A 25,107-nucleotide genomic window follows, 5' to 3' on the forward strand; every position below is an offset into this window, starting at 1 on the left:
ACGGAAAGAACAAGATGTCTAGACGAAGTGAAAGCCTTTTGGCGAAAGTAACTCGTATCCTTCCTTTCTCTTGTGTTGATGGGCCAGGAAATCGTCTAGTCATCTTTCTACAAGGTTGTAACTATCAGTGTTTGAACTGTCACAACCCTCACACTATCAACCATTGTAATCACTGTGGTGATTGTGTTGCAGAGTGTCCGGCAGGCGCATTGAAGTTCGACGAAAGCAACAACGTTGTTTGGCTTAAAGAGGAGTGCACCCACTGCGATCATTGTATAGAGATATGTCAGAACCAATCTAATCCAAAAATTACTGACTACTCTGTGCCGACAATGCTCGATTTGATACGAAAACAACGCTTTTTTATTAGCGGTGTGACGGTATCCGGTGGGGAATCTACCTTACAACTTCCTTTCATTATTGAGCTGTTTAAAGGGATCAAGCAGGATCCTGAACTACAGCACCTCACTTGTTTCATCGACAGCAATGGTTCATTGTCAGTCTCGGGATGGTTGCGTGTCTTACCTTTTATGGATGGCGCAATGATTGATTTAAAAGCGTGGCAAACCGACACACATCGTTGGTTAACTGGCCGAGAACATCACCGAGTTTTTCAGACGATTGAGTTTCTTGCAGAACAACAAAAGCTGCACGAAGTACGTCTTCTGCATATTCCCGGTAAAAGTGACTTAGATACGGAAATCGAATCGGTAGGGCGGTATCTTAATGCGCTACCAAGCTCGGTACACGTTCGCCTCAATGCCTTTCAACATCATGGCGTGGTGGGAGAGGCACGTAGCTGGGACAAGTGTTCAAAAGAAGAGATAGAGCAACTAAAGGAACAGCTTGGAAAGTTTGTTGATCGTCCTATCGCTGTTCCTTCCGTATTCGTTTAGAGCTGCCTCTTATCTTTACACACCTCAGCCTTCGAGCTCTATACAAGCATCAAGCAACTGTTGTTGCAGCCATCTCAGAGCAGGATCATTGAGACTCGCTTTGTTCCACACCAAGCTGTAAGCCACTTGCCCGTAATCAAACGGTAAAGAGCGCTGCACTAAACCTTTCGCTTGATGCGCGACTCCCGCCCAAAGTTTTGAACACGTAAATAGATAATCGGAATGATGGCACATGACGGCTGCCGAACCGAAATCTGCCACACGCATCGCCATATTACGTTTTGAATGCTGCTGAGTGAGGTTTTGCTCGAAGTAAGGCTGAGAAAGATCTTTATCGTGAATCCCGATGTGGCGAGCACAAAGATAACCTTCAATCGACAGGGGCGCTTTAGCTAACGGGTTTGATTCGCCCATTAAACACACCATTTCATCTTTCAAGATTGTTTGCCAAACCAAGTCTTTATTTTGAGTTGGCGGCTGGCTGATGTCATGCGGCAGCAACAAAAAGTCGACTTGTCCTCTCACTAGTGAATCAAAACTCATCTCTTCTTTTGCATGGACGCTTAAGTGAGCATTGTTCCCCAACTGTTGAGAAATGCGCGTTAACACGGGAGCAAACAGCTCAAAAGAACTGCCTCTCATCGACAAAGAAAACGTACCTTGATAATAAGCTGGGTTGAATGAACCTTGGTGCAATAGGCCGTTCATACTAGACAGAATACCGTGAATGGACGGGCCAATATTCAACGCAAATGGTGTGGGCACCAAACGCGTACCATCACGATAGAAAAGATCATCTTTGAGCGTTTCACGCAACTGGCTTAGCGTTTTACTGACACTGGAAGGCGTCACACAAAGTCGCTCTGCTGCCTGAGTGACACTGTGAGTTGTCAGCAACATGTGAAGGACGGTGAGGTGTTTTAAGCTAATGCGCGATAGAGCGATATAATCCATGAGAGCGATGATTTCTTGTGATTTCTGCCAGTATATCAGCATGAAACAAATTTTTACTATTGATCACTGAGTAAAAATAGCATCTTTTTCTTTGAGCTCAATGGAATAGCTTAAGGTCCATTGTTGGCTTTATTTGATAAAAGATGCTTGGCAGACTTGTCGTTTTATTTGCCGAATATCTGAATATGCTTGATATAGAAGCGTTCCGAACGGGGATGTTCCTTAAGCCTACACTATAAACTTTTCCGAGTGATAAACAGAGGAGGGTTGAGATGGAAAGAATCCTTTAGAGCACAAATAAAGACACTAGTTTTTGTGTTGAAAAGAGTATTGTGTTGCAAACCAAGAGGTGCTTAACTCTAGATCCCTAAGTAACAGAGGTATAAATAATTAATGGACGACCCCTTTAGTCGACTGAACCCTTCTCCGTATCGCTTCCACTCTCAGGAGGCATACTCATGTTAGAACTTTTCATGCAACCTGAAGCATGGGTGATATTTGCCACCTTATTTGCTCTCGAAGTTGTTTTAGGCGTAGATAATGTCGTTTTTATTTCCGTTTTATGTGAAAGATTGCCATCCCACCAGAGAAAGCTTGCACGAAACCTAGGTATTGGTCTTGCGGTGTTAGCGCGTATTGGATTGGTGTTTTCTATCACATGGATCATGCAACTTACACAACCACTATTTAGCGTTGCAGACCATGCGGTGACAGGTCGAGATATGATAATGATCTTGGGTGGTGCGTTTTTGTTAGCGAAAAGCTTAAAAGAGCTTTGGAGCTGGTTAACTCACAACGAAACCAATCACTCTAACCATGTGCGCACAGGATTGGCGGTGGTTTTGTTACAAATCGTTGCGGTTGATGCGGTATTCTCGATGGACTCTGTCATCACAGCAGTCGGTTTAACAAGTGAAGTACCACTTATGGTTGCTGCAATTATTGCTTCTGCATTGGTCATGGTTATGACTGCTGAGAAGATCAATAACCTAGTTACCCGTTACCCTGGTTTCAAAACCTTAGCGCTACTGTTCCTAGTATTGCTGGGTGGCTTGCTGATGGCCGAAGGCTTCGCAATCCATATCAATAAAGGGTATGTGTACTTTGCGATGGCGTTTGGTTTGGTGCTGGAACTGTGTCACATCCAACTAAAGAACAAGCAGCGCCGAACTATCCAGCGAATCAGACCAATGCATGACGTAGCTACCTAGAGCACTTGTTAAATACATGAAAAATAGATAAATTCTCATGGGTAAACAAATGAGTGCCGGAGTGCTTTAAGGTGAAAACTGAGTTGTAGAGAACTCGGTTTTTCAACTTTAACTTCAGGAGAAAGAAGTGCGTTTGTCTACAGTGGTTCCTTCAGCCAAGCTTGTACTCATTTAGCTCGGTACTCCGGAATTATGGTTCGGCTCATAGTAATTCTTTTATTAGCTCTGCTCGTTCTGTCTTTGCTGCTAGCATCATCTGTATGTTCAAAGACGGAGCCTGATGGCTTTTGATGTAACGAGCATAATCTACCGGAGCGCCATCTACGAAGAGCTCTAAATGAAGATGAGGCCCGGTTGTCCTTCCCGTATTACCTGAACGTCCTATTTCTTGTCCTTTGACTACGTTGTCACCTTTCCTGACGTTACTACGTGATAGGTGTAAGTAACGAGATATGGAACCGTTAGTGTGACGAATGTTAATGTAGTTGCCAGCAAAACGGTTGTATCGTGACTTAACAATAACACCATCGGCGATAGAGTATATCGGTGTTCCAACAGGTACTGCGTAGTCCGTGCCTAAATGTGGGGTATTCAAACCTGTGATAGGATGTTTTCGTTTTAAACTGAAACCAGAACTAATTTTGTACTCTTTTGCCAGTGGAAATGAATAATAAGGCTTTCGCGTTAACCTATTTCCATATTCATCGTAAGCATTATTTTTTCCATCGTTAATAATAAAAAATTCTTTTTTACTACCGGAATAGTAAAAGGAACTGATGTATTTTTCATTATAACTATTGGTTTGGGTCTTTAGTGAGAACTTATCTCCCTTTCGAACCGAACCTATAATGTCAAATTCGCTTTCAATCAATTTAATCAATGACTTTATCTCTTGTTGAGATAAGCCTGCATTAATCAAAGAAGTCACAAAAGCATAGTTAATAACGCCAGTAGTGATCTTTGTTCGTTGAAAGTGACTATCGTAGGTTTTTTCTATACTGTTGTTAGCTTCTTTATCGAAAAGAACACCTTGATAACTATGGGATATAACTTCTGATTGTTCCTCGGGAGTGAGCAGATAATGACTAAAAGATACGCTTACAATAATAGTGAGTGCGATGGTAGTAAGAGGCAGAGCAAGGTTATGATTACGAGAACTTAATATTAAACTTGTCATTAAATGAAAACTGTGCTTAGAAGCTGAAAATTGAGGGGAGTATAATATTTAAAATAAAATCTTACACGTCACTAACGACAATTCCTTTGTTTTTACTAACTAAATAATGATAGATATGAAATAGCACTAAGAATAGGGTTGAAAAGTGTCTGTTTTTTTAGTTTTTTTGCTTTATTTTATGGTTATTTCGTCGCGTTGAGAAAATTCCACACAATAATATAATCTCGGCAAAAATATACTCTGCCAGATTATTATGTTCACTAAAAATACGCTAAAATCAACGTTAGGTCTCATGGCTACTTCACTATTATTGAGTGCATGTGGCGGAGGGGACGGTGGCGATAATACGCCACCTGCGAGGAATACAGGAACCATCTCAGGTAATGTTTTTGACGCTCCAGTCAATGGTGCAAAAATTGAGGTGTTTGAGTTTAAAGATGGAAAGCTAGGAAGGAAGCTAGCGAGCACATCTTCCAATGCATTTGGTGATTACAAAGTCGAATTTGAATCGTCTTCGATGCCATTGTATGTCGTCGCACAACAAGGTAGTTACACCGATCCTTTAACAAAAGAGATTGTGTCCTCGAGTGTTGGTAAAACGTTGCGTTTAGAAGGCGTGGTGAACTTCAGTGAAGGTAGTAACCAAAAGTTGATGTTGACGCCTCTGACCAATATTGTTTCCGGTTTCGCAAAATATAAAATTGCAGGCGGCGTGTCTGGCTCGGACGCTGTCTCTCAAGCTCTTGATAGTATTAATGGCATGTACGGTTTTGATGTCAATGAAACCACACCAATTGATATTACTAAAGGTGGGCAGAGTAGTTTTGCAACGCCGGGGCATCAGTATGGTGCATTGCTTACTGCATACTCTTCTTACTCTTATGACATGATCCAAAGGTACGGTCAATCCGAAGACAATGTATATACATCAATGCATTTAGCTGATGTACAGTTTCGTGATGTCGTTGCAGACGGCCTTCTTGATGGCCTAGAAATAAGCGAAGCAACGGGAGCTGTCACACCACTTACATTTGGTCAGCAGAAAATCACCAGTGATGTGTACACTCAAGAACTCTCTCAGCAAGTTTTGATAGTTGTAAATGACCCTACACTCAACATTTCAGGAACAAACGCTGACGATTACGTTTCCTTTAGCCAACAAATAAATAGCCTTGGAACCGCTGGCGAAACAGATGGTGTCATTCCACCTCGTGATGACACAGATATTGATACCATTCCGCCAACTGCAACGCGAACAGACAATGATGTATTGGCAGGTAAAGACATCGTAGATATCAAAATCAATGACGATATTGGTGTTGAGTCAGTGTCTGCATTTGTTGAATACAAACTCAACGGTGCATGGCAAGGTGAGTTTCAATGTAATGATCAGCTGACGTCAGGCAGTAAGTTTTGTTCGGTGGATGCGCAAGGGTTTGAGATTGGTCTTCGTGAAACGAACATCAAAGTAAGCATTGATACAAAAGCGATCGATGCTGTTGATGTCGACCAAGAAACTGGCCTTTCCAAGGTTACTGCTGCACGTTTAGTCTTATACACTGCAGATGTACTCGGAAATAAATTGCTTCCTGGCGGTGGGAAAGGTCATTATGTCAATTTCTCTTGGGATAACGACGCGCCAGTTATCACCGTGACCTCGTCTAGCGCTATCAATAATGAGCTTCAAGAATATGTACTTAAAGGTCTTGTAAAAGAAGCGTCTCAGGACATTAAGTCCGTCAGTGTGTCATTTAAGGGTGGTTTGCCTGACGATGTTGCTTGTTCTCCCGTTACGTCAGAGTCGGGAAGTGCCTGCGAATTTAGCAAAGCGTATTTAACAGACCAGTTCTTATCAACTACCACGTTTGATATAAAAGCCACTGATACAAAAGACAATGTCGGTGAGTTTCAACATGCGGTGAGCCGAGATGATCAAGCACCAGCACAGATCATCACATACCCGGAAGGTACGCCCATGAGCTACGTCAACGTGAGCCTTAATGGAGAACGAACCACTTACGAAGGCGTATATTCACAAGATACTTATACAGCTGATAACGTGCAGTCCAGCCGAGATTACTTGAAAATAGATTATGTCTATGCAAGCGCAGGTCTTAAATCCATTAGTGGGATTGATTTCGCAAACTTCAATGTTAACTTATTGAAAGAAAAAAAAGATTCCTTACGTTCGTGTCAAAATATCTGATGCGAGTTCAGAGACTGTATTAGGTTCAAGTGCTGACAAACTTAAGCTCGTCGTGAAGTATTACGTAAGTCAAAACAATGACAACAACTATGCGTTCCAAAATACAACGCAGACGTTAGCTTCGACGGACGCCATAACCGCAAGCATTCCTCACGAAACCATTTTGGATAGTAGCGGGCGAGTTGATGAAGTTATTTACTATGTCCCTTTTGTAAAGGAGATCCTAGGTGATGGCTTCAAAAACGTCTCAGAAAACGCGAGCCAAAAACTGGTAATTCAAGCTATTGATGAGTCAGAGAATGAAAGCACGACTCAAGAAGTTTATTTCAGAAGCAGTTTCGACTTGCCGACGATGACTATCGTGACACCTTTCATTGGTGCACGTGTTCAATTGGAAGGTTTAAACCCTAACGGAGAGTTTACGTCATTAGCTAGTTGCTCCACGATTCAGCAACCGGAAAGTGATGAGTCTGCCGCGTTTGATGTTGCTTCATGTGAGACTACAACCGATGTTGTTAATTATGATTTTATGCGAGTTCGCTTAATTGGTGTTGATGGAACTGATCCGCATTACTATCAATGGAAGGATAATAAAAGCGCAAGAGCTAGCGTTAACTTAAACGATGCAAATATAGGCGCATACTTCGAACTGAACGGTTCGAATACTTATTATGTTACGGAGTTATCTACTTACCAAACAGGCCTATTTGACTATCGCTGGAATCAAGTTGAGGCCGGAGACAAAACCTCAGAGCGCGCGGCTCTCATTCTCACGGATGTGAAGTATGCATTGTCCGGTGGCAACGATTCATTTTTCGGTTTCGATCCAACAGTGACATCTTATGCGACTAACGAGATGTTAGAAAACCCAATTCCAGATGAACTGTCCAACGACTACTTGCATCGATTCCTCGTTGAAGCGATCGATGATTTAGCTCAAGACACGCCACGTAATAACTCTTCTGATTTTGCTTCTGCTATCTATGATGATCTGAGCTATGACGGTAAGGCAAACGGTATTGGATCTGGAGGTAATCTAATTAAATTAGATAGTTATGAGTTTAGTTCTGACACTTACCGTAAAGATCTCGCTCAGTCTTACTACAACATCATGACGGAAAAATACGGAATTCCAACCAATATTGCCCAGCTTTATGCTGACGATATATCGCAGGCAAATCCAAAGCTAGACGAAGACGCTATTTTTGATAGTGAGGGAGAAAGTATAGATAAAGAAGCGCCTAAACAAACGTTAACAATAGAGACTGGCCGAGAAACTATGGTCGGCAACAAACGTTACGTAGCAGGCGAAGTTGTTTCTAAAATTGTCTTGGAAGATCCATCAGGTATCGTTGAAAAAGCGGAAAATGCGCCTACATTCAAGAGCATGTGGTATGCACAGAGCACGCCTAATACCGCGATACCATTGGAACTGAGAATTGATGAGTCTGGCAACAGCAATAAATTCCGCATAGAGTATTTGTTTACACTCAATACGCAATCAACAGACCTAATAGACATCATCAAGTTTGCTCTGGAGACAACGGCGGTCGATACCCAAGGTAACGCTTATACCGATCTAAACCCATATATTGAAACTCTATATGTTGATAATGACTATCCCGCAGCGACTTACATTCCACCAAACGACTTGGAAGGGAACCCAATTGGCGAGGATATTTATTTAAATGCGAATTCAGTTCATGAGTTGACATTTAAACTTCAAGATCTTGTGGGGGACCAACTGGAGAAGCGGAGCTTATCGTTTGTCGATCTCTCAAATGGTACAACGGTCGATTACACAAGCGATCAGTTTTCCAGTAATACGCAAGATTCATTCAAGGTTAAATTATGTACAGGTACTCTTTGTGCGAGCCAAGGTAAAGTCGTTTATCCGGGAGATGGTAACTGGACTGTCAACGTAAATGCAGAAGACAATTTGGGGAACTTTGTTAATCGTCAAACTACAAATTCACCAAAATTCAATATCTTAATTGACTCTGAAGGGCCGATTGTTAATGGAGGAACAATCAATAAACGTTTGGGTGGAAACTCATCTTGGGTGCCGGATATTTCTTGGGGTAACTTGAGTCCAGGCAGTGTAGTTGAAGTTGATATGAAGACGGAGTTTGGTAAGCGTATTACTTTGCAACATTATGAGACTGAACCCACAGACAGTGTGGATCCTTATCTATTCGGAGAGCAACCAAACATTGAAGTTCGTTTAATAGCCGGGGCGTTTAAGTATGAAGAGACGAACTCGTTTTACGTAAAAGCGAAAGACAGTGCTTACCCTCAAGCAGAGTCGACAAGCGAATTTGTTTTTCAAGTAGACAACAAAGGCCCGGTAATTGAACTGTCTGAACCTTGGATCGTAGACAAAAACTCTGCTGGTAACTACGTCCTGGGACCTGATTTTCAAGTGAAGCTGAGTTCAGTCATTGATGATTCTAAAGTAAGTAACGTCGAGCTGTGGCAACAAGCTGGTGACTCTGCAATACGGTCAATTGTACCTAGAGATCCAACACAACCATTTGAAATGGAAATTGGTCGTATACAAAGTGACAGTATCACCATTGATGCAAATAAGAGGGCGAACCTGTTCATTAAGGCGATAGATGAGTATGGATTCGAATCTCAGACAGAGCCACGAACGATAATTATTGACCGAGATGGTCCTACGTTAACTCTGAATGGGTTTAACTCGGAAAGTTATTATCGTGGTAACTACGTGTTTTCACTTTCAGCTCAAGATCTGAGCGAAACGGGAACGCCTTCATCAAATGGTGTGAACAAGACTACATTGGAGTATTGGAGCTTTATCGATACACCTTCTGATACAGGCACACAAGTAGATGAAGATATGAAAGTGAGCTTAGAAGGACAGAATGATGGTGATAGTTCAACCCGTACAATCAAACTCAGGGGCAGCGATGTTCGCGGGAATGCGACTGAGGTAGATTACGCGATTAAAGTGCAAAACAAGTTGCCAACCATTCATAGTGTGTCTTTTTCCTATGAAGATGGAACGCCGATTACTGGTGGGTTAGTTACGCGCAACGATCCTGTTGTTATTATCCTTGATGCGGAAGATGCAAGTGGAATTCCTCAAATCGACGGCACTTATAGATACGGCGATCAAACCAATAATATACAGTTTAGTGAAGATGAAGCGGGTAAGTGGAAGGGAAGACTAACTTCTGCCGAATTATCTCTGGATGGAAGCTATGAACTAAAGTTCAAAGTTTATAACAATGTTTTGTATAACTCAGGGGAAACACGACCAGTAGCAGAACGGTCGGAAAGTATTAATGTTCAACGCGAAGGGGTCGTGTTATCTGTCGCGCAACCTGAAAATTTTCAGGCTCATATCTCGGGTAAGACGTTGAGTGTTGAGTTCAACCCTGTGGGTGATGTTAAGGCTCGGACTCTAGAATGTTGGGTAAGAGAAAATTACACCTCAAGCGAAGCTCCAAATGATGGATTGAGCAATGCTTACTCAGGCGTTATCACTAATCCACAGGAAAGTTATAAGTGTAGTGTGACGACAGATGTAAACATGTCTACTGCACCTGTCGTTCTAATTACTCGAACAGTGGGCCAGAACGATACAGAGACGGTGAGCAAATTCAGCTTTAATATGATGGATATTGAAGCGCCAGCAGCATTAGAGGACACCTATCTATTTACAGGTAACGAAGTTGAATTTGATGCCGATGGAAACAAAATGTTGAGCTTAACATTGAGCTTCAAAGATAATTTATCAGGGGTGAATACTGAGCCAACGAAACGACCGTTGTTAGTTAGAAACCGTTTTAATATAACGTTTGAACCAAAAAGTTGTAGCGTGAGTGCTGGGGTTACTACGTGTACTTACACCGAACGTTATTCGGATATCATCGCAACTGGGGTATCACAACATCTATATACCATTAAAAATTTATCTGATATGGCAGGTAATACATCCTCAGATCATTCTCTAGAACTATTGTTGCCACCTCCAGGTTCAGTAGATATTGGAATCACAAGCCCAACGGATGACAGTATCATTCGAGGCGCTCAGCTGGTGATGAACTTTAAAGTGAAGGTTGGGGCACAATCAATTTTAGAAAATGTGATTGCAACAGTGGATGGGGATTCATATAACCTCAATGATCATCCAGGGAACTTTTCACGATTTAACGATTGTGGAGAGGGCTATTCCTGTTCGACATTTGAAGCGCCTCTAAGTGCGACTTTGGATGGACAAGTGATCAAACCGAGCATCCAAGCTATTGATGTGTGGGGAGACTCAAGTAGCGATAACGTCAGTGTGATGGTCGATAACAGCAAACCAATAATTGATAGTGACGCTGTTGTCAGTGAATCCCCTACAGATTCAAACTTGGTTAGGTTCCAGTTTTCTATTAGGGATGAAGGAAGCGGTATTGCAAGCGTCAAATACACAACCGTTAACCCTAGCCATGTTTTTAATAAAGAGGAAAATGCAGATAACTCACATCTTTATTTCGAGCTGCCAAAAAGTGAGCTGCAAGGGCTGAATCAAATCCGAGTAAGCATTGAAGCAACGGATAAAGTGGGCTGGAGTGAAAGTAAGACTGTGGATATTGATGTGTCTGTACCTACTATTACGGTCTCATTTAATGGAATGACTAGCTTGCAAGGAGGCAAACTAGCTTTTACAAAAGAAAGTCAGTTATTCAATGTGACTTCAAAAGAAGGACATGATGTAAAGGCATCAAACTACTCTATCGATTTAGTTCCAAGTACAGGTGATACGCTAAATTTTTCGGGGAATATCGTCTCATCGACAGGGTCTGATACTATGGTTTTTGACGCTGAAGATCAGACCGAATATATGTATAAAGTGACGGTCACCGACTCAATAGGGCGTTCTATTACCGACTTTGAACTTTTTAGTACAACATATGGTGCCAAAGGCATCACATCTATCGTTGACTACGAGTTACCAACAATATCTGGTGTTTCTGCTGATCAAGTATCTATGACACCAACGGACGGCAAATATGATTTAGATGTAACAGCGTATGTTACAGATAAAAACTTGAGTTCAGTGACATCTACAGCAGATAACGGGAGTGGTGTAAAAGTGGGACCACAATCAGTTACAGAGCCTGTTAGTGTAGGTGATCCTTATGTGATGCACTACTCATTGACTCCTGGTACCTATACGATACAAGTAGCCGCGTTGGATTTGGCGAACCATAAGACTGAGAAATCAACAAGCGCTACCGTAAAGGCAGCAACCGTTCCAGAGTTAACAATATCAACTGCATCATCTAGCCCTTCGGCTGGTGGAGTTGAAATCCCGCTTACATTTACTTTTTCAGAAGAGGTTAAAGAATTTAGTTTCTCCGATGTGAAATTAGAAGCGAGTGATAAAAACGAAGCTGGAGAGCTTCAGCAAGTATCATGGAACACCAGTGACAATATAACTTGGACCGCTACCTACACAGCTCCAGAAAAACAAAATAAAGAAATAATCATACGGGTCGACGATGATAGTTATGAGAGCGTCAACTCTATCCCCGGAAAAGGGGATAGTTTGATTTTGGAGGTAGAAGGAGTGTTACCAACGCTGTCAAAAGTGACTTTTGATCCTAAGCATCAAGCGATAGGACAGTCGGTGAACATCACACTTGAGTTCGATAAGGAAGTGCAAGAAGCGACAGCAAAACTGGGAAATAATGATGTTACTTCACTCGTTGCTACGGCGAATAAGAAAATTTGGACGGGGAGGGCTGAAGTCCCCAATATTCCAGAACTCAGTGTCGGCCTATTTGTAAGTAAGTACAAAGACTTGATTGGTAATATGGGCGAAGATGATTCTTCCAACGCAATGCCAATCACACCAACCTTGGCGATCACGCCAGTAGGCAATGTGGATAGCAGCAATGCTGCCGCATTGCAGATCACCGGTACTTCAAGCCGCTTTGATGGCCAAACCGTGAGCGTAGAAATCAAAGCGCAAGGCAGTGAAACGGTTATCGCCAATGGCAATGCCACGGTACAAAGTGGTGGCGCTTGGACGAGCAACGCGATGGACATCAGTGGTGAGGCAAATGGCACCTACACCGTCGTTGTCACAGGCACCAATGCCTCAAACGTGGAAGCAACAGAAAGCACAAACTTCACGTTGGCACAGGCGTTGCCAACACTGACTAACGCAACATTCAATCCGACGCATCAAGCGGAAGGACAAAGTGTGGCGGTCAGACTGGAGTTTGATAAAGCGCTGCAAGCAGCAAGCGCAGAGCTGGGTGGTTCCGCCATCACGCTGACTAAGACAGCGGATGCGAAAGTCTGGACCGGTGACGTTGTCGTGCCAGTGTCGTCAGAGCTAACCGTAGGCTTGGTGGTGAAAGATTACCAAGACCTTTCGGGGAATACGGGTGCAGAAGACCGCAGCCACTCGATGCCGATCACACCAACCTTGGCGATCACGCCAGTAGGCAATGTGGATAGCAGTAACGCCGCCGCATTGCAAATCACCGGCACTTCAAGCCGCTTTGATGGCCAAACCGTGAGCGTAGAAATCAAAGCGCAAGGCAGTGAAACGGTTATCGCCAATGGCAATGCCACGGTACAAAGTGGTGGCGCTTGGACGAGCAACGCGATGGACATCAGTGGTGAGCCAAATGGCACCTACACCGTCGTTGTCACAGGCACCAATGCCTCAAACGTGGAAGCAACAGAAAGCACAAATTTCACGTTGGCACAGGCGTTGCCAACACTGAACAACGCAACATTCAATCCGACACACCAAGCGGAAGGACAAAGTGTGACGGTCAGACTGGAGTTCGATAAAGCGCTGCAAGCAGCAAGCGCAGAGCTGGGTGGTTCCGCCATCACGCTGACTAAGACAGCGGATGCGAAAGTCTGGACCGGTGATGTTGTCGTGCCAGTGTCGTCAGAGCTAACCGTAGGCTTGGTGGTGAAAGACTACCAAGATCTTTCGGGGAATACGGGGGCAGAAGACCGCAGCCACTCGATGCCGATCACACCAACCTTGGCGATCACGCCAGTAGGCAATGTGGATAGCAGTAACGCCGCCGCATTGCAGATCACCGGCACTTCAAGCCGCTTTGATGGCCAAACCGTGAGCGTAGAAATCAAAGCGCAAGGCAGTGAAACGGTTATCGCCAGCGGCAGTGCCACGGTACAAAGTGGTGGCGCTTGGACGAGCAACGCGATGGACATCAGTGGTGAGCCAAATGGCACCTACACCGTCGTTGTCACAGGCACCAATGCCTCAAACGTGGAAGCAACAGAAAGCACAAATTTCACGTTGGCACAGGCGTTGCCAACACTGAACAACGCAACATTCAATCCGACGCACCAAGCGGAAGGACAAAGTGTCGCGGTCAGACTGGAGTTCGATAAAGCGCTGCAAGCAGCAAGCGCAGAGCTGGGTGGTTCCGTCGTCACACTGACTAAGACAGTGGATGCGAAAGTCTGGACCGGTGATGTTGTGGTGCCAGTGTCGTCAGAGCTAACCGTAGGCTTGGTGGTGAAAGATTACCAAGACCTTTCGGGGAATACGGGCGCAGAAGACCGCAGCCACTCGATGCCGATCACACCAACCTTGGCGATCACGCCAGTAGGCAATGTGGATAGCAGTAACGCTGCCACATTGCAGATCACCGGTACTTCAAGCCGCTTTGATGGCCAAACCGTGAGCGTAGAAATCAAAGCGCAAGGCAGTGAAACGGTTATCGCCAGCGGCAGTGCCACGGTACAAAGTGGTGGCGCTTGGACGAGCAACGCGATGGACATCAGTGGTGAGCCAAATGGCACCTACACCGTGGTGGTGACGGGGACCAATGCCTCGAACGTGGAAGCAACAGAAAGCACAAACTTCACGTTGGCACAGGCGTTGCCAAAACTGACCAACGCAACCTTTAACCCAACGCACCAAGCGGAAGGACAAAGTGTGACGGTCAGACTGGAGTTCGATAAAGCGCTGCAAGCAGCAAGCGCAGAGCTGGGTGGTTCCGTCGTCACACTGACTAAGACAGTGGATGCGAAAGTCTGGACCGGTGATGTTGTGGTGCCAGTGTCGTCAGAGCTAACCGTAGGCTTGGTGGTGAAAGATTACCAAGACCTTTCGGGGAATACGGGCGCAGAAGACCGCAGCCACTCGATGCCGATCACACCAACCTTGGCGATCACGCCAGTAGGCAATGTGGATAGCAGTAACGCTGCCACATTGCAGATCACCGGTACTTCAAGCCGCTTTGATGGCCAAACCGTGAGCGTAGAAATCAAAGCGCAAGGCAGTGAAACGGTTATCGCCAGCGGCAGTGCCACAGTACAAAGTGGTGGCGCTTGGACGAGCAACGCGATGGACATCAGTGGTGAGCCAAATGGCACCTACACCGTCGTTGTCACAGGCACCAATGCCTCAAACGTGGAAGCAACAGAAAGCACAAATTTCACGTTGGCACAGGCGTTGCCAACACTGAACAACGCAACATTCAATCCGACACACCAAGCGGAAGGACAAAGTGTGACGGTCAGACTGGAGTTCGATAAAGCGCTGCAAGCAGCAAGCGCAGAGCTGGGTGGTTCCGCCATCACGCTGACTAAGGCAGCGGATGCGAAAGTCTGGACCGGTGATGTTGTCGTGCCAGTGTCGTCAGAGCTAACCGTAGGCTTGGTGGTGAAAGACTACCAAGATCTTTCGGGGAATACGGGGGCAGAAGACCGCAGCCACTCGATGCCGATCACACCAACCTTGGCGATCACGCCAGTAGGCAATGTGGATAGCAGTAACGCCGCCGCATTGCAGATCACCGGCACTTCAAGCCGCTTTGATGGCCAAACCGTGAGCGTAGAAATCAAAGTGCAAGGCAGTGCAACGGCTATCGCTAGCGGCAGTGCGACAGTACAAAGTGGTGGCGCTTGGACGAGCAACGCGATGGACATCAGTGGTGAGCCAAATGGCACCTACACCGTCGTTGTCACAGGCACCAATGCCTCAAACGTGGAAGCAACAGAAAGCACAAATTTCACGTTGGCACAGGCGTTGCCAACACTGAACAACGCAACATTCAATCCGACACACCAAGCGGATGCGAAAGTCTGGACCGGTGATGTTGTCGTGCCAGTGTCGTCAGAGCTAACCGTAGGCTTGGTGGTGAAAGACTACCAAGATCTTTCGGGGAATACGGGGGCAGAAGACCGCAGCCACTCGATGCCGATCACACCAACCTTGGCGATCACGCCAGTAGGCAATGTGGATAGCAGCAATGCCGCCGCATTGCAGATCACCGGCACTTCAAGCCGCTTTGATGGCCAAACCGTGGGTGTAGAAATCAAAGCGCAAGGCAGTGACACGGTTATCGCCAGCGGCAGTGCCACGGTACAAAGTGGTGGCGCTTGGACGAGCAACGCGATGGACATCAGTGGTGAGGCAAATGGCACGTACACCGTCGTTGTCACAGGCACCAATGCCTCAAACGTGGAAGCAACAGAAAGCACAAACTTCACGTTGGCACAGGCGTTGCCAACACTGACCAACGCAACATTCAATCCGACGCATCAAGCGGAAGGACAGAGCGTGACCGTCAGACTTGAGTTCGACAAAGAACTCCAAGCGGTAAGCTCGGCGTTGGGCGGTTCTGCTGTGGCATTAACCCAAACGGCTGACGCGAGTGTCTGGACCGGTGATGTTGTGGTGCCAGTGTCGTCAGAGCTGACCGTTGGATTGGTGGTGAAAGACTACCAAGATCTTTCGGGGAATACGGGTGCAGAAGATAGCACGTATTCGATGCCAATTACCCCAACGATCACGATCGGAACCATCAGTGATGTATCGGGTAATACAACAGTAACTATCAATGGCACAACTACTCGTTTTGAGGCGGGGGGCACAATAGCACTCAAAGCTGTTGATACCGATAGCTTGGTGGTTCTAGGCAGTGCAACAGTGTTAGTTGATGGTACATGGACCGTTGATCTTGATTTGTCTACTTTGAAAGACGGAGTAATAACCGTTTATGCAAATGGTGCCAATTCACTCTTTGCGACCGCTGATGAGGTGAATACAACATTCAATTACTCTAGTACTACAGCGCTTGTTGTTCCAAGCTATTGGGAAAGATATTCCGCGGAGTTACCTTCCCAGAAAGCAGCCTAAAGGAAAGCGAGCATTAAGCTCGCTTTCTTTTTGCTTGTATTTAAGTGATCTAGTTCAAATGATTATGCTTTTTCCATAAATGAATCAGATAACTTTATCGCCTTAATACAAGGTGAAACATCTAGAATGCCTAGACCATTTTTGTTTTTACGAGGCAATACTGTGATTGTGATGGTAATTGATGATCTTCAATGGTGAATATGCCATGTTGATAATATCTATTAATATTATATAGTTACATGCATGTCTATACCCTAGGTGTAGAGTTCTGCATTAGGTAGTGATTACTACCTGAGTTGTGTATCTATGATGAAGTGAAATTAGCCTAGCATCGCTTCATATTAGTTACACCTTTGTGGGTGTGACACGCACTCACCTTTTTATTCATACTTCCTCAGTCGCGATAGGCTATTTATTGCTACTGAGGAAGGCGTATCCCTCCAGAACCTCAACCTGCGGCTATCAGTGCTTAAATTGAATTTGTTAACTTCTGCCCAAAAGTAAAAAACTGTTTTTGCTTAAAGCCTACCTTTTGAGTTGGATTGAAGGGTAATAAGTTTGAATTGATAGTTAAAACAACCAAACAACCTGTGGTTTTATTGTTTTTCGGGCGTTTCGGTTTTCTGAAAGTTTTCTATGTGATTGAATGTTATGAATTAAATTAGTAGCATTAGCACACCAAATCGTACTTGTAAGCCTTATCAGCTTAAACGTCACCGCAACCATATTTACGATGTTGGTTGTGGAGAATTCAAATGCATTTAGTTTGCAAATTTATACCTAGCTCGAAGCTTTCCTCCAACGAGCTATCCTACGTCCTTACACCTGATGAGTGTATAGGGCAGCTTTCGCGTGTGCGAAATTCAGAAGAAATTCTCAGAAACCTTCCTAAAGAGCTTGCTCAGAAGATCTCAATCTCTGCCAAGAAGTCTAGCGCCGGGTTGCTAATGGCTATTCGAAACGAGCTAGGAAATGGAAACTGGGTTGCGTTGTCTTCTTTCTCTCGTAGAACGCCGTTAACAGATACCCAATTACAAAGTTTCCCAAGACTAAAAGCACAGCTTGAATCGGTCTCATCGACTGGTGAGAGCAAAGTTTATAAAGCGGGTTATAAGCAGGTAAAGGACGACGTGACTTTGGTTCGTAGCTACACGCATGTCCCTTCTGAGCCAAGTCCAGACCAAAAAATCGTTGTCGAGTTTGCAGGGCAGTGGTCTAGCAACGCGGCATGTTTGATGTTGGGAAAAACCGAAGCTCAAAAAGAAAAAGTTACTGTAGGCAAGGCTGATACAGAAAACAAACACCGCAGCCTCGCGACATTTAACGATCTCGAAGCTGAGGGCAAAACGCTCTATATCAAAATCCCTTGTTCCGACCAACCTCAGCCAATCTTGCTTAAACTCGCCGAAGACCTGCAACCCGTTGATAAAGAAACTCAAATGGATGAGTGGGATAACGTGTTGGTGCCTGTGGTTCCGCTGCACTTCCCTGGTAGCGATAAATCAGATGAAGCTGCAGAAGTGTTTAAGTCAGGCTACGTGTATGTTGTTTGGAACAATAAAATTTGGCGCGAAGTGGCAATTACGGAAAATGGTTACTTTTCAGATACGGACATTAATAGTGTTCGTGAAGGCTCTAGACCCAAAAGGCACGCAGATATCTATATGACCAATCCTGAAACAGGCGGTGTTTTCGCTTATGAGCCTTTCCAAATCGTGCAGAACGGCAAGGTGGTAAGTGAAGGCTCTTTGAATGGCTCTGGAGAGGCTCGAGTGTTCAACTTAGTTGAGGAAGAAGTTGAGATAGTCATGACCGGCTATGAGCCACAAATCAAAGAAAAGATTGAAACAAATTTGAGCCCTATTAATGCTTCTAGCCCAGTGGGGCGGAGCGCGCAAGGTTACCCTCTCCCGCATATATGGCTTCCTTACAAGATTAAAGGTGAGCCTCAAGAAGTATATTTGGCTTATAACAGTAAACGATTGAGCGAGAGTGAACTATCTGAACTAGAAAGTGATCCCGGAACCAAGGCCATAAAAGTCACTGATCTTAACCATTACAGCAGTGAGAAAAGCTTTAAAATGGGAGACGGTTCTGTTCGTCTGCTCTCAGTATTACCAAGTGCTGCGACCTCAAAACCTGAAAAATACGCAATGTTACGAAGCCAGATAAATAAAAATGTAGCGGTCGTGTATTTACTTAAATCTGTCGAGATAGTTTTCGAATATCCGGGCTATACGACGCTGGACGAGTCAGATGATTACTTTGAGTTAAGGCAAAGCGATGGTGATTGGTCGCAGCGAGTGTGCTTGCGCCAATGTATAAAAAAAGAGAATGGTTCTAGGTTGATTCGTTTTACTGGTTGGCCTGCAGAGGTTAAAGAAGTGGATCTTCTCCGTGGTTATCAGGGCAATAGTCATCACGGAAGAGATAATAAAACGGTCATTTTTGCTCAAACACCCATTGCGGATTTACTGGCTTATAAGAAAAAAGATCAGCCAAGTTAACAAAACAACTTATTCGAGTTGCGTTGTCACACTATTAAACGCGATCGAGAAAGATAACGAAGAGAATATAAGATGAATCTACGTCATACATTATGCTTGATTACTTTAGCGGTCTTATCTGGCTGTAATCAAGAATCGGCCAAGGAACCAGAACAACACGCGCCAAAACCTCAGACGGTTCAAGACCGAATCGCAGAAAAAAATGCTCAACAGTGGGAAGATGGTCGTGTTTATATCACAGAAAACAATTACGTTATTTATGACAAAGAGACGGGTAAACCTAAACACTTTATTTTTAAAGCTAAAGAATGGCCACGTGAAGATCTCACCAATGAAGGCTCTTATGATTTACCACGTGTAGTGTTTCGTTGGGATAACGCCCGAAATGAAGCAAAAGACCACTATGATCAAAGGGATAAAGTGTGGAGTATCAAAACGGATGGGACGGACTTACGTCTGGTCGCAGATGAGTTTGTTGGCAAAGTTCGTCTAATGCGTGTCTCTCCAAATAATCGCTACTTGGCTTTGGCCTATTCGGCCTCAGAAGGGATGTTTAAAGTAATTAAAGATCTTAAGACGGGTGAGTATATTGAACTAGGTCGTTCACGTGGCTACCCAGAGTTTCTATGGGCTGAAGACAGCAGCTATCTTTACTACGTAGACAAGTTTAAAGACTGGAAGTACACGTTAGCGACAGGCGACAAACAGCAAGTAGACACAGAGTTTAACGAGTATTCTGTGATTTATGATGGCAAGCGTTATATGGTCGATGAATATGGGGTTGGTGTCTTTGATGAGCGCACGGGAAAGGAGCTTTACTCGATAGTGCCGGATAGTTCACGTTCTGCAGATGAAGCCCGTTTTCGTAATAAATCAATTAGCCCAACCGGGCGCTATTCTTGGGCCGAAACCAGAACGCACCGTTATCTTATTGATACCCAAAGTAGAACCTTCCAATCCGAAGAAATCGTACCGCGAGCGGTAGGTAAACTGCGCTATTTTGAGGTTTTGAGTAAAGATGCGAATTATGCTCGGGATGGAGCGGCACGGGCCATCCTCAGTAAACTAAAAGAAAATAAAGAATTTGGTTCTTATTTAAAATGGGAGCAAATAGGGACGGGCCATAGTGCCAGTAATTCTTCTCTTTACAATGCCTTTGCCAACAATGGTGATTTTGTTAAAGGGGATGAACTGTGAGCACTCATGATACCTGTAACGCGATACCTTTGTGTGCCAATTACTATTTGTTTGGTGCTTATTTTCCTGCTACTCAGGAAGGTAGAAAAAACGTCTACCCGACTTGGCACGAAGAGCCTAGCTTGCTTACAAATAAAGACGTGACTAATCTTCGCCCTTTAGCAAAAGTGCCGATGCTTAACGTAACCGATGGCGATAGCCCTAAGCTTTGGGCTACCGACCATAAATTTAAGTTATGTTCACTGGGTAACGGAAAGCCCGATCAATATGGGGCTTTTGAGGTCCTGACACCAGAGCACACAATTCATGCTTTAGGTAGGGACCTACCCAAAGAGGGTGAGCAAACCTTCACTTTCCGCTTTCCGCCCTTGCCTTTAATAGCTTCACTTTCTGAGTTAAACCCCAAAGAGTTAGCTACAAAAGTTGCAGAGTTGAGTAGCCAGTTGGAAAACAGCGAAGCAAAACTGACCTTGACAGAGATCAGCATTGAACAATTGGCTAAGCCTTACGAACCAGCTGCGAACGGAGGACTCAGCGAAGAACAGGCAGAATATAACAAGTGGTATGAAGATGTAAGTGAATCGGGAGAGACACTAAAAGGCTTCGTTTTACCTGTTGTGGCGAGTTGCGCTGTGGTTTTTTCTGATCAAGGTTATGAAAGTGCGACGGTTACTTTGCAAAAATTTGACTCAACCAAAGAAGGTGGAGAATACAAAACGATAGGTTCTTCAGTACAAGCGGCATTACCTGAAGATGAGCATTCAGAAGAAAATGCTAAGCAATATCCATGCGCGATGTTTCACGTTGATCCTGCTGATTTTAAAGAAGGCTTATACAGTATCCGTGTCGAATTTATTCCAAGCCAGATGAAAAGTGGCGTTCCACAGTTTATTAAAGACGCTCATATTCAGCAATTTTCTGAAGGCTTAGATACAGTCTATACTTACGAGCTACGTGAACAGATTACCTTTTCTTCAAGCACTCCATTAGGGAAATTTGCTATTGTCAGTGGCGATATGATCTCCCTTGAGGAATCCTTGATTTATCAATACCCTCAGTACTTTGGAAATATGAAACATTACCTTCACGGTAATGTACAAGGTGCAACTGCCAATACGCCAGCTTCAAGAAGTATTGCGTTACTCAAGAATATCCGAGATGTGTCTGCTCAGCTAGGAGCAGGGCTGCTGAGCGGTAGCTTGCAAGACACTTTAGACCGTGATGGCCGCCAAGCGGTGTTTAATAACGTCTCGAAACTGTATTGGGATGCAGTTAAGTCCGAGATGCCGCCTGCGATGAAAGCGGCGGGCGAATTGTATTACGGTATTTACAGTACGAAAGAAGCGCTTGATAAGTTGCAGGAACTCCACACTCCAGCTATCGCGGGTATTGGTTGGAAGGCGTTATTTCACGATAAGGTTTTTAACACCAATGAAGCTCGGGCAAGCGCACTAGCTCTTTCTTTAGAATCAAGTCTGGGTAACCGACGTGTGGTTGCCGGGCGAGTTGCGGAAGCTTGGCTTTCTGGTGGTAAAACCGTTGGTTTTAATGGCTTCGGAACGGGATTGACAGCACTTAGTTTGTATAAAAAAGCTAAACAGCTGGTTAATCAAAATAAAAAGGTTGATAAAGCAGAGCAAGGAACAGAAGAAGTTACAAAAGACTACCTTGCTCAAATTCCAGTTTGGAAGACAGCTAACCATATTCAGGAAGAGAAACTCGAACAGGCTTTAAAAGATGCGCGTGATCAATCTGGCAATCAGATTGACGCCATTCTCGTAAATAGCTCTAGAGGCGCAGGAATAAAAATAGAATTTGCCTTTAATTCGCGTGAAAAAGAGTTAAAGGATCATGCATCTATATTTAAACAGCTTGCTGCTTCTCTTGCCAACGTTTTAGAGGATGAGCCAAACCTTAGAGTAGAGATTGAAGGGCATGCTTGCCAGGTCGGTACCGAGAAAGCAAACATGCAGGTCTCGGCAGAGCGCGCAGAATATGCGAAAAAACTGCTCATGAAGGAGTTCCCTGTTTTTGAAGGTCGTGTTTCGGTAGCCGCTTTTGGTGAAAGTAAACCTGTCTATGTTCCCAAACAAGGTGAAAAAGTCGACCGTAACAACCCTAATCTAAGACAAAACCGTCGAGTTGTGATTCGTATTTACTTACAGTCTCTGAACGTATTCTTTCATCCTAGTCGCTATGGTTCGCATGCAATGGAACGCTCTAGGCTTGCTCTAGAAGCTGAGATGGTTGCGCAAGATAAAGCAGAAGTCGCCCTGCGAATGGCGATTTTTGACAGTGTCGTTGACGTCGCTTCCTATATTCCTGCTATAGCTCCTGCGGCAAGAGGGTTTATGCTTGCCATAGAGGGTTCAAAGACAGCAATATCTGCGGTGAAAGTGATTGATAGTCTAATGTTGGACTCCTTCCTAGAAGAGTTAAAGCAAAGCCATGAGGTTGTCAGTGAGCTTGAAAGGCTGGCAAAAATACATATCGAGTTACTTAACGATTTGCGGCGCAGTAAGGTAGATGTAGGTATTGAATGTAGGTCTTATCAGGAACTCATTACTCACCTTGAGAGCGAAGAAGTTCGTAAGGAGGTGTTAAAGCGCTACCAACTACGAGCGCTTGCTATTAATGGCTTAGTGTTATTACTCGCCGACCTAGGAGCTCAAACCAAAAGGATTTCTAACATCTCGTTTAGGTTCTTGGTTGAGCGTTACAAGGTGAAGGAATATATTGAGAATTACATTTTGAGCGATGATTGGTCTGTACATACGATCAAAGGAAACACCTTAGCGGCTAACTGGAAGAACCGTTGTGATAACGAGTACTACACCGAATTGTCGACAATGATGCCACAAGGTGCGCAGCATTGGCCTGCTCCAATAACAACTAAAAGCAACGTTTCTCATCTCTCTATAACCGACAACAGGGATAGCTTTAAAGCGTCAGGTGCATTTAATCAAATCTTCCCGATACAAACTATGTTGTTTGAACACCCAAATGAAACGATGTTTGATAACTTTACCGAGTCATTCAACCCGCAGGGAAGTGAGTTAAAGAAAGATGAAATCGGCTATTGTCGAATACTTGTTCAGTCAGCTCGTTATACTGAAAGTGATGAACCAGAATGGATGTCATATGATAGTTGGATTCAGCAATCTAGCAACAGTCGCCTGGGTCCATACGATAAAGTGAAAGTGCAGTTGGTACTTAAAAAAGAACACAAGTATGCGAAGCCAGTTACTATTGGCTACGATCGCGTCGACGGGCTCGAAAATATTAAAGGTCCAGCTTTCAGTGACTGGATGCTGCCAATGAAAGTTAGTGACTTCAAAGCAGATCCTGATGGGCGAATAAGTGCTTTTTACAAGCAACAGGGGATTGATGACGGCGCTACGTTGATTGCTATTGAGCATATCCCATCATTCCGCTTTGGTGATGTGATGATCGACGGTATGAAACCTATGACCTCTAAAGCAAAGCTAATGTTCTCTGATGCAATGTTCAGTATGGCAGTTTCCGGAGCAGCGATATCGGGTCAGCCAAGTGACTATTTTGCAGAAGCGGATTCCTTTAAACGCTATGTAAAAGGCGGAGGCTTCCAAAATATGCGTTACTGCTTGGGAATTAGAACGAATCAAGGGCAACATAGTTTTTATTTACCACAAGAGTACAGTCTGGGGCAGAAGTTTGATGATGCTGAAGATGAGTTGCAAATTGGCGCTTTAAGTACGGAAACTAGACTGGTTTTACTTGATACCTATTTGGGAGAGCAGCAACTGCGTCTACGTGAACAGGACCTTATGGTAGAGAGCTTTACCTTAATGGCAAGTGAGGGAGACAAAAATACCATCCCTATACTTCATGGCATTAAACAGCAAGTGGTGGCTATAGACACCAAAGCGTCTGGTTTGAACTTTTTCAGTGAAAGAAAATGGTACCAATCGGCTGATAATATCTGGCGTGATGGTTTCTCATGGGGAAACAAAAAGAAAGACGATCCTGCCAGTATTTATGTGCTGATTTCGGGTGAAAGTCATGAAAAAGCACTTTATGAACGTTTGGGTATGCCGTGGGAAGCAGTGAATATGTGTATTCAACTGGCGCTCGACGGAAATGATGGCAAGCCAGTTAAAGGTCCTCTTTACTTCACCGATATGTATCATATTGGTGAGTTTGCCCATAAAAACGAAGAATGGATGTTTACTGAATCTATTTCAGAAAACCATCGAGAACAAGTTGATGCCATGAGTGAGTTTATAGGTGAAGCGGTAAGCAGTCTCACTAAAGAGAATGATCTATCTAAGAGCAAAAACTATACGATGTACTGCATGAGGTTTAACTTGGAATATGTCGCACCAACGGGAGTTAGGTTAAAAGGCCTAAGACCGTTTGGTGGTGTAATTGGTGGTAAAGCGAACTTGGAGCTTTCGGTTGCTCATCTAAAACAAGTCGGATTAAATGGAGTTGATGACTATGATATTGGTCGTGATGCTGTAATTTCTATTCCTTCTTTAAATGCGGATAGTGCTTTGGCAGGTAATTTCTTTAGTGATATGCCTTGGCTAATTGAGAAAGAGTCGACAGAGGAAGGCGTAGACAAGTCTGCGGCTGAAACTTGGAAGCAGTATAACGAATCTCAACGCAAGAAATGGCTGAAAGATTGGATTGAGAAACAACCTGCGGTAACTCAAGCACCCAAGCCCTTGGAAAAGTCACTTGATAACCCTTCCTAGATGCAAAGAAAAACCGCCTTCGGGCGGTTTTTCTTTTCTTATGACTTCATACTGAATT

Annotated in this window: 9 protein-coding genes; 7 read left to right on the top strand and 2 right to left on the bottom strand. The window is 44.3% G+C overall.

What is annotated here, in order from left to right; translation table 11 throughout:
* Nucleotides 1-14 precede the first annotated feature (14 nt).
* Nucleotides 15-896, top strand: a complete 882-nt coding sequence (locus DYB02_RS08180) for a YjjW family glycine radical enzyme activase (RefSeq protein ID WP_029804348.1) — start codon at nucleotides 15-17, stop codon at nucleotides 894-896.
* Nucleotides 897-920: 24 nt separating this feature from the next.
* Here DYB02_RS08180 and DYB02_RS08185 read toward each other — a convergent pair whose 3' ends face one another.
* Complete coding sequence (locus DYB02_RS08185) at nucleotides 921-1,850, bottom strand: LysR family transcriptional regulator (protein ID WP_021486644.1); 930 nt, start codon at nucleotides 1,848-1,850, stop codon at nucleotides 921-923.
* Between the two features lie 458 nt (nucleotides 1,851-2,308).
* On the opposite strand from DYB02_RS08185, the gene DYB02_RS08190 reads away from it, so the two are divergent.
* Nucleotides 2,309-3,061, top strand: coding sequence for a TerC family protein (locus tag DYB02_RS08190; protein WP_020903840.1), 753 nt, complete (start codon nucleotides 2,309-2,311; stop codon nucleotides 3,059-3,061).
* A 202-nt stretch (nucleotides 3,062-3,263) separates the two neighbouring features.
* On the opposite strand, the gene DYB02_RS08195 is transcribed toward DYB02_RS08190, so the two are convergent.
* A complete protein-coding gene (locus DYB02_RS08195; RefSeq protein ID WP_025630402.1) occupies nucleotides 3,264-4,238 on the bottom strand; it encodes a peptidoglycan DD-metalloendopeptidase family protein in 975 nt (324 codons plus the stop codon).
* A 292-nt stretch (nucleotides 4,239-4,530) separates the two neighbouring features.
* Between DYB02_RS08195 and DYB02_RS25890 the strand changes: the two genes are divergently transcribed.
* The 5 genes from DYB02_RS25890 to DYB02_RS08215 all read left to right on the top strand — a co-directional run bounded on the left by DYB02_RS25890 (nucleotide 4,531) and on the right by DYB02_RS08215 (nucleotide 25,049).
* On the top strand, nucleotides 4,531-6,444 hold the full coding sequence (locus DYB02_RS25890; protein WP_225868809.1) for a hypothetical protein: 1,914 nt from the start codon (nucleotides 4,531-4,533) through the stop codon (nucleotides 6,442-6,444).
* Between the two features lie 52 nt (nucleotides 6,445-6,496).
* Nucleotides 6,497-16,606, top strand: a complete 10,110-nt coding sequence (locus DYB02_RS08200) for a tandem large repeat (RefSeq protein ID WP_225868808.1) — start codon at nucleotides 6,497-6,499, stop codon at nucleotides 16,604-16,606.
* A 755-nt stretch (nucleotides 16,607-17,361) separates the two neighbouring features.
* Nucleotides 17,362-19,113, top strand: coding sequence for a hypothetical protein (locus DYB02_RS08205; protein ID WP_029805811.1), 1,752 nt, complete (start codon nucleotides 17,362-17,364; stop codon nucleotides 19,111-19,113).
* Between the two features lie 72 nt (nucleotides 19,114-19,185).
* On the top strand, nucleotides 19,186-20,310 hold the full coding sequence (locus DYB02_RS08210; RefSeq protein WP_029805813.1) for an SMP-30/gluconolactonase/LRE family protein: 1,125 nt from the start codon (nucleotides 19,186-19,188) through the stop codon (nucleotides 20,308-20,310).
* Entirely contained in the window at nucleotides 20,307-25,049 is a 4,743-nt protein-coding gene (locus DYB02_RS08215; protein ID WP_029862319.1) for an OmpA family protein, read from the top strand. The genes DYB02_RS08210 and DYB02_RS08215 overlap by 4 nt, the downstream gene beginning before the upstream one ends.
* Nucleotides 25,050-25,107 lie beyond the last annotated feature (58 nt).

The sequence above is a fragment of the Vibrio parahaemolyticus genome (assembly GCF_900460535.1).
Lineage (GTDB): Bacteria > Pseudomonadota > Gammaproteobacteria > Enterobacterales > Vibrionaceae > Vibrio > Vibrio parahaemolyticus.

Bases quoted from the DNA above. Each gene is read 5' to 3' on its own strand.
- DYB02_RS08180 (WP_029804348.1), top strand. From the start codon at position 15: ATGTCTAGACGAAGTGAAAGCCTTTTGGCGAAAGTAACTCGTATCCTT.
- DYB02_RS08185 (WP_021486644.1), bottom strand. From the start codon at position 1,850: ATGGATTATATCGCTCTATCGCGCATTAGCTTAAAACACCTCACCGTC.
- DYB02_RS08190 (WP_020903840.1), top strand. From the start codon at position 2,309: ATGTTAGAACTTTTCATGCAACCTGAAGCATGGGTGATATTTGCCACC.
- DYB02_RS08195 (WP_025630402.1), bottom strand. From the start codon at position 4,238: ATGACAAGTTTAATATTAAGTTCTCGTAATCATAACCTTGCTCTGCCT.
- DYB02_RS25890 (WP_225868809.1), top strand. From the start codon at position 4,531: ATGGCTACTTCACTATTATTGAGTGCATGTGGCGGAGGGGACGGTGGC.
- DYB02_RS08205 (WP_029805811.1), top strand. From the start codon at position 17,362: ATGCATTTAGTTTGCAAATTTATACCTAGCTCGAAGCTTTCCTCCAAC.
- DYB02_RS08210 (WP_029805813.1), top strand. From the start codon at position 19,186: ATGAATCTACGTCATACATTATGCTTGATTACTTTAGCGGTCTTATCT.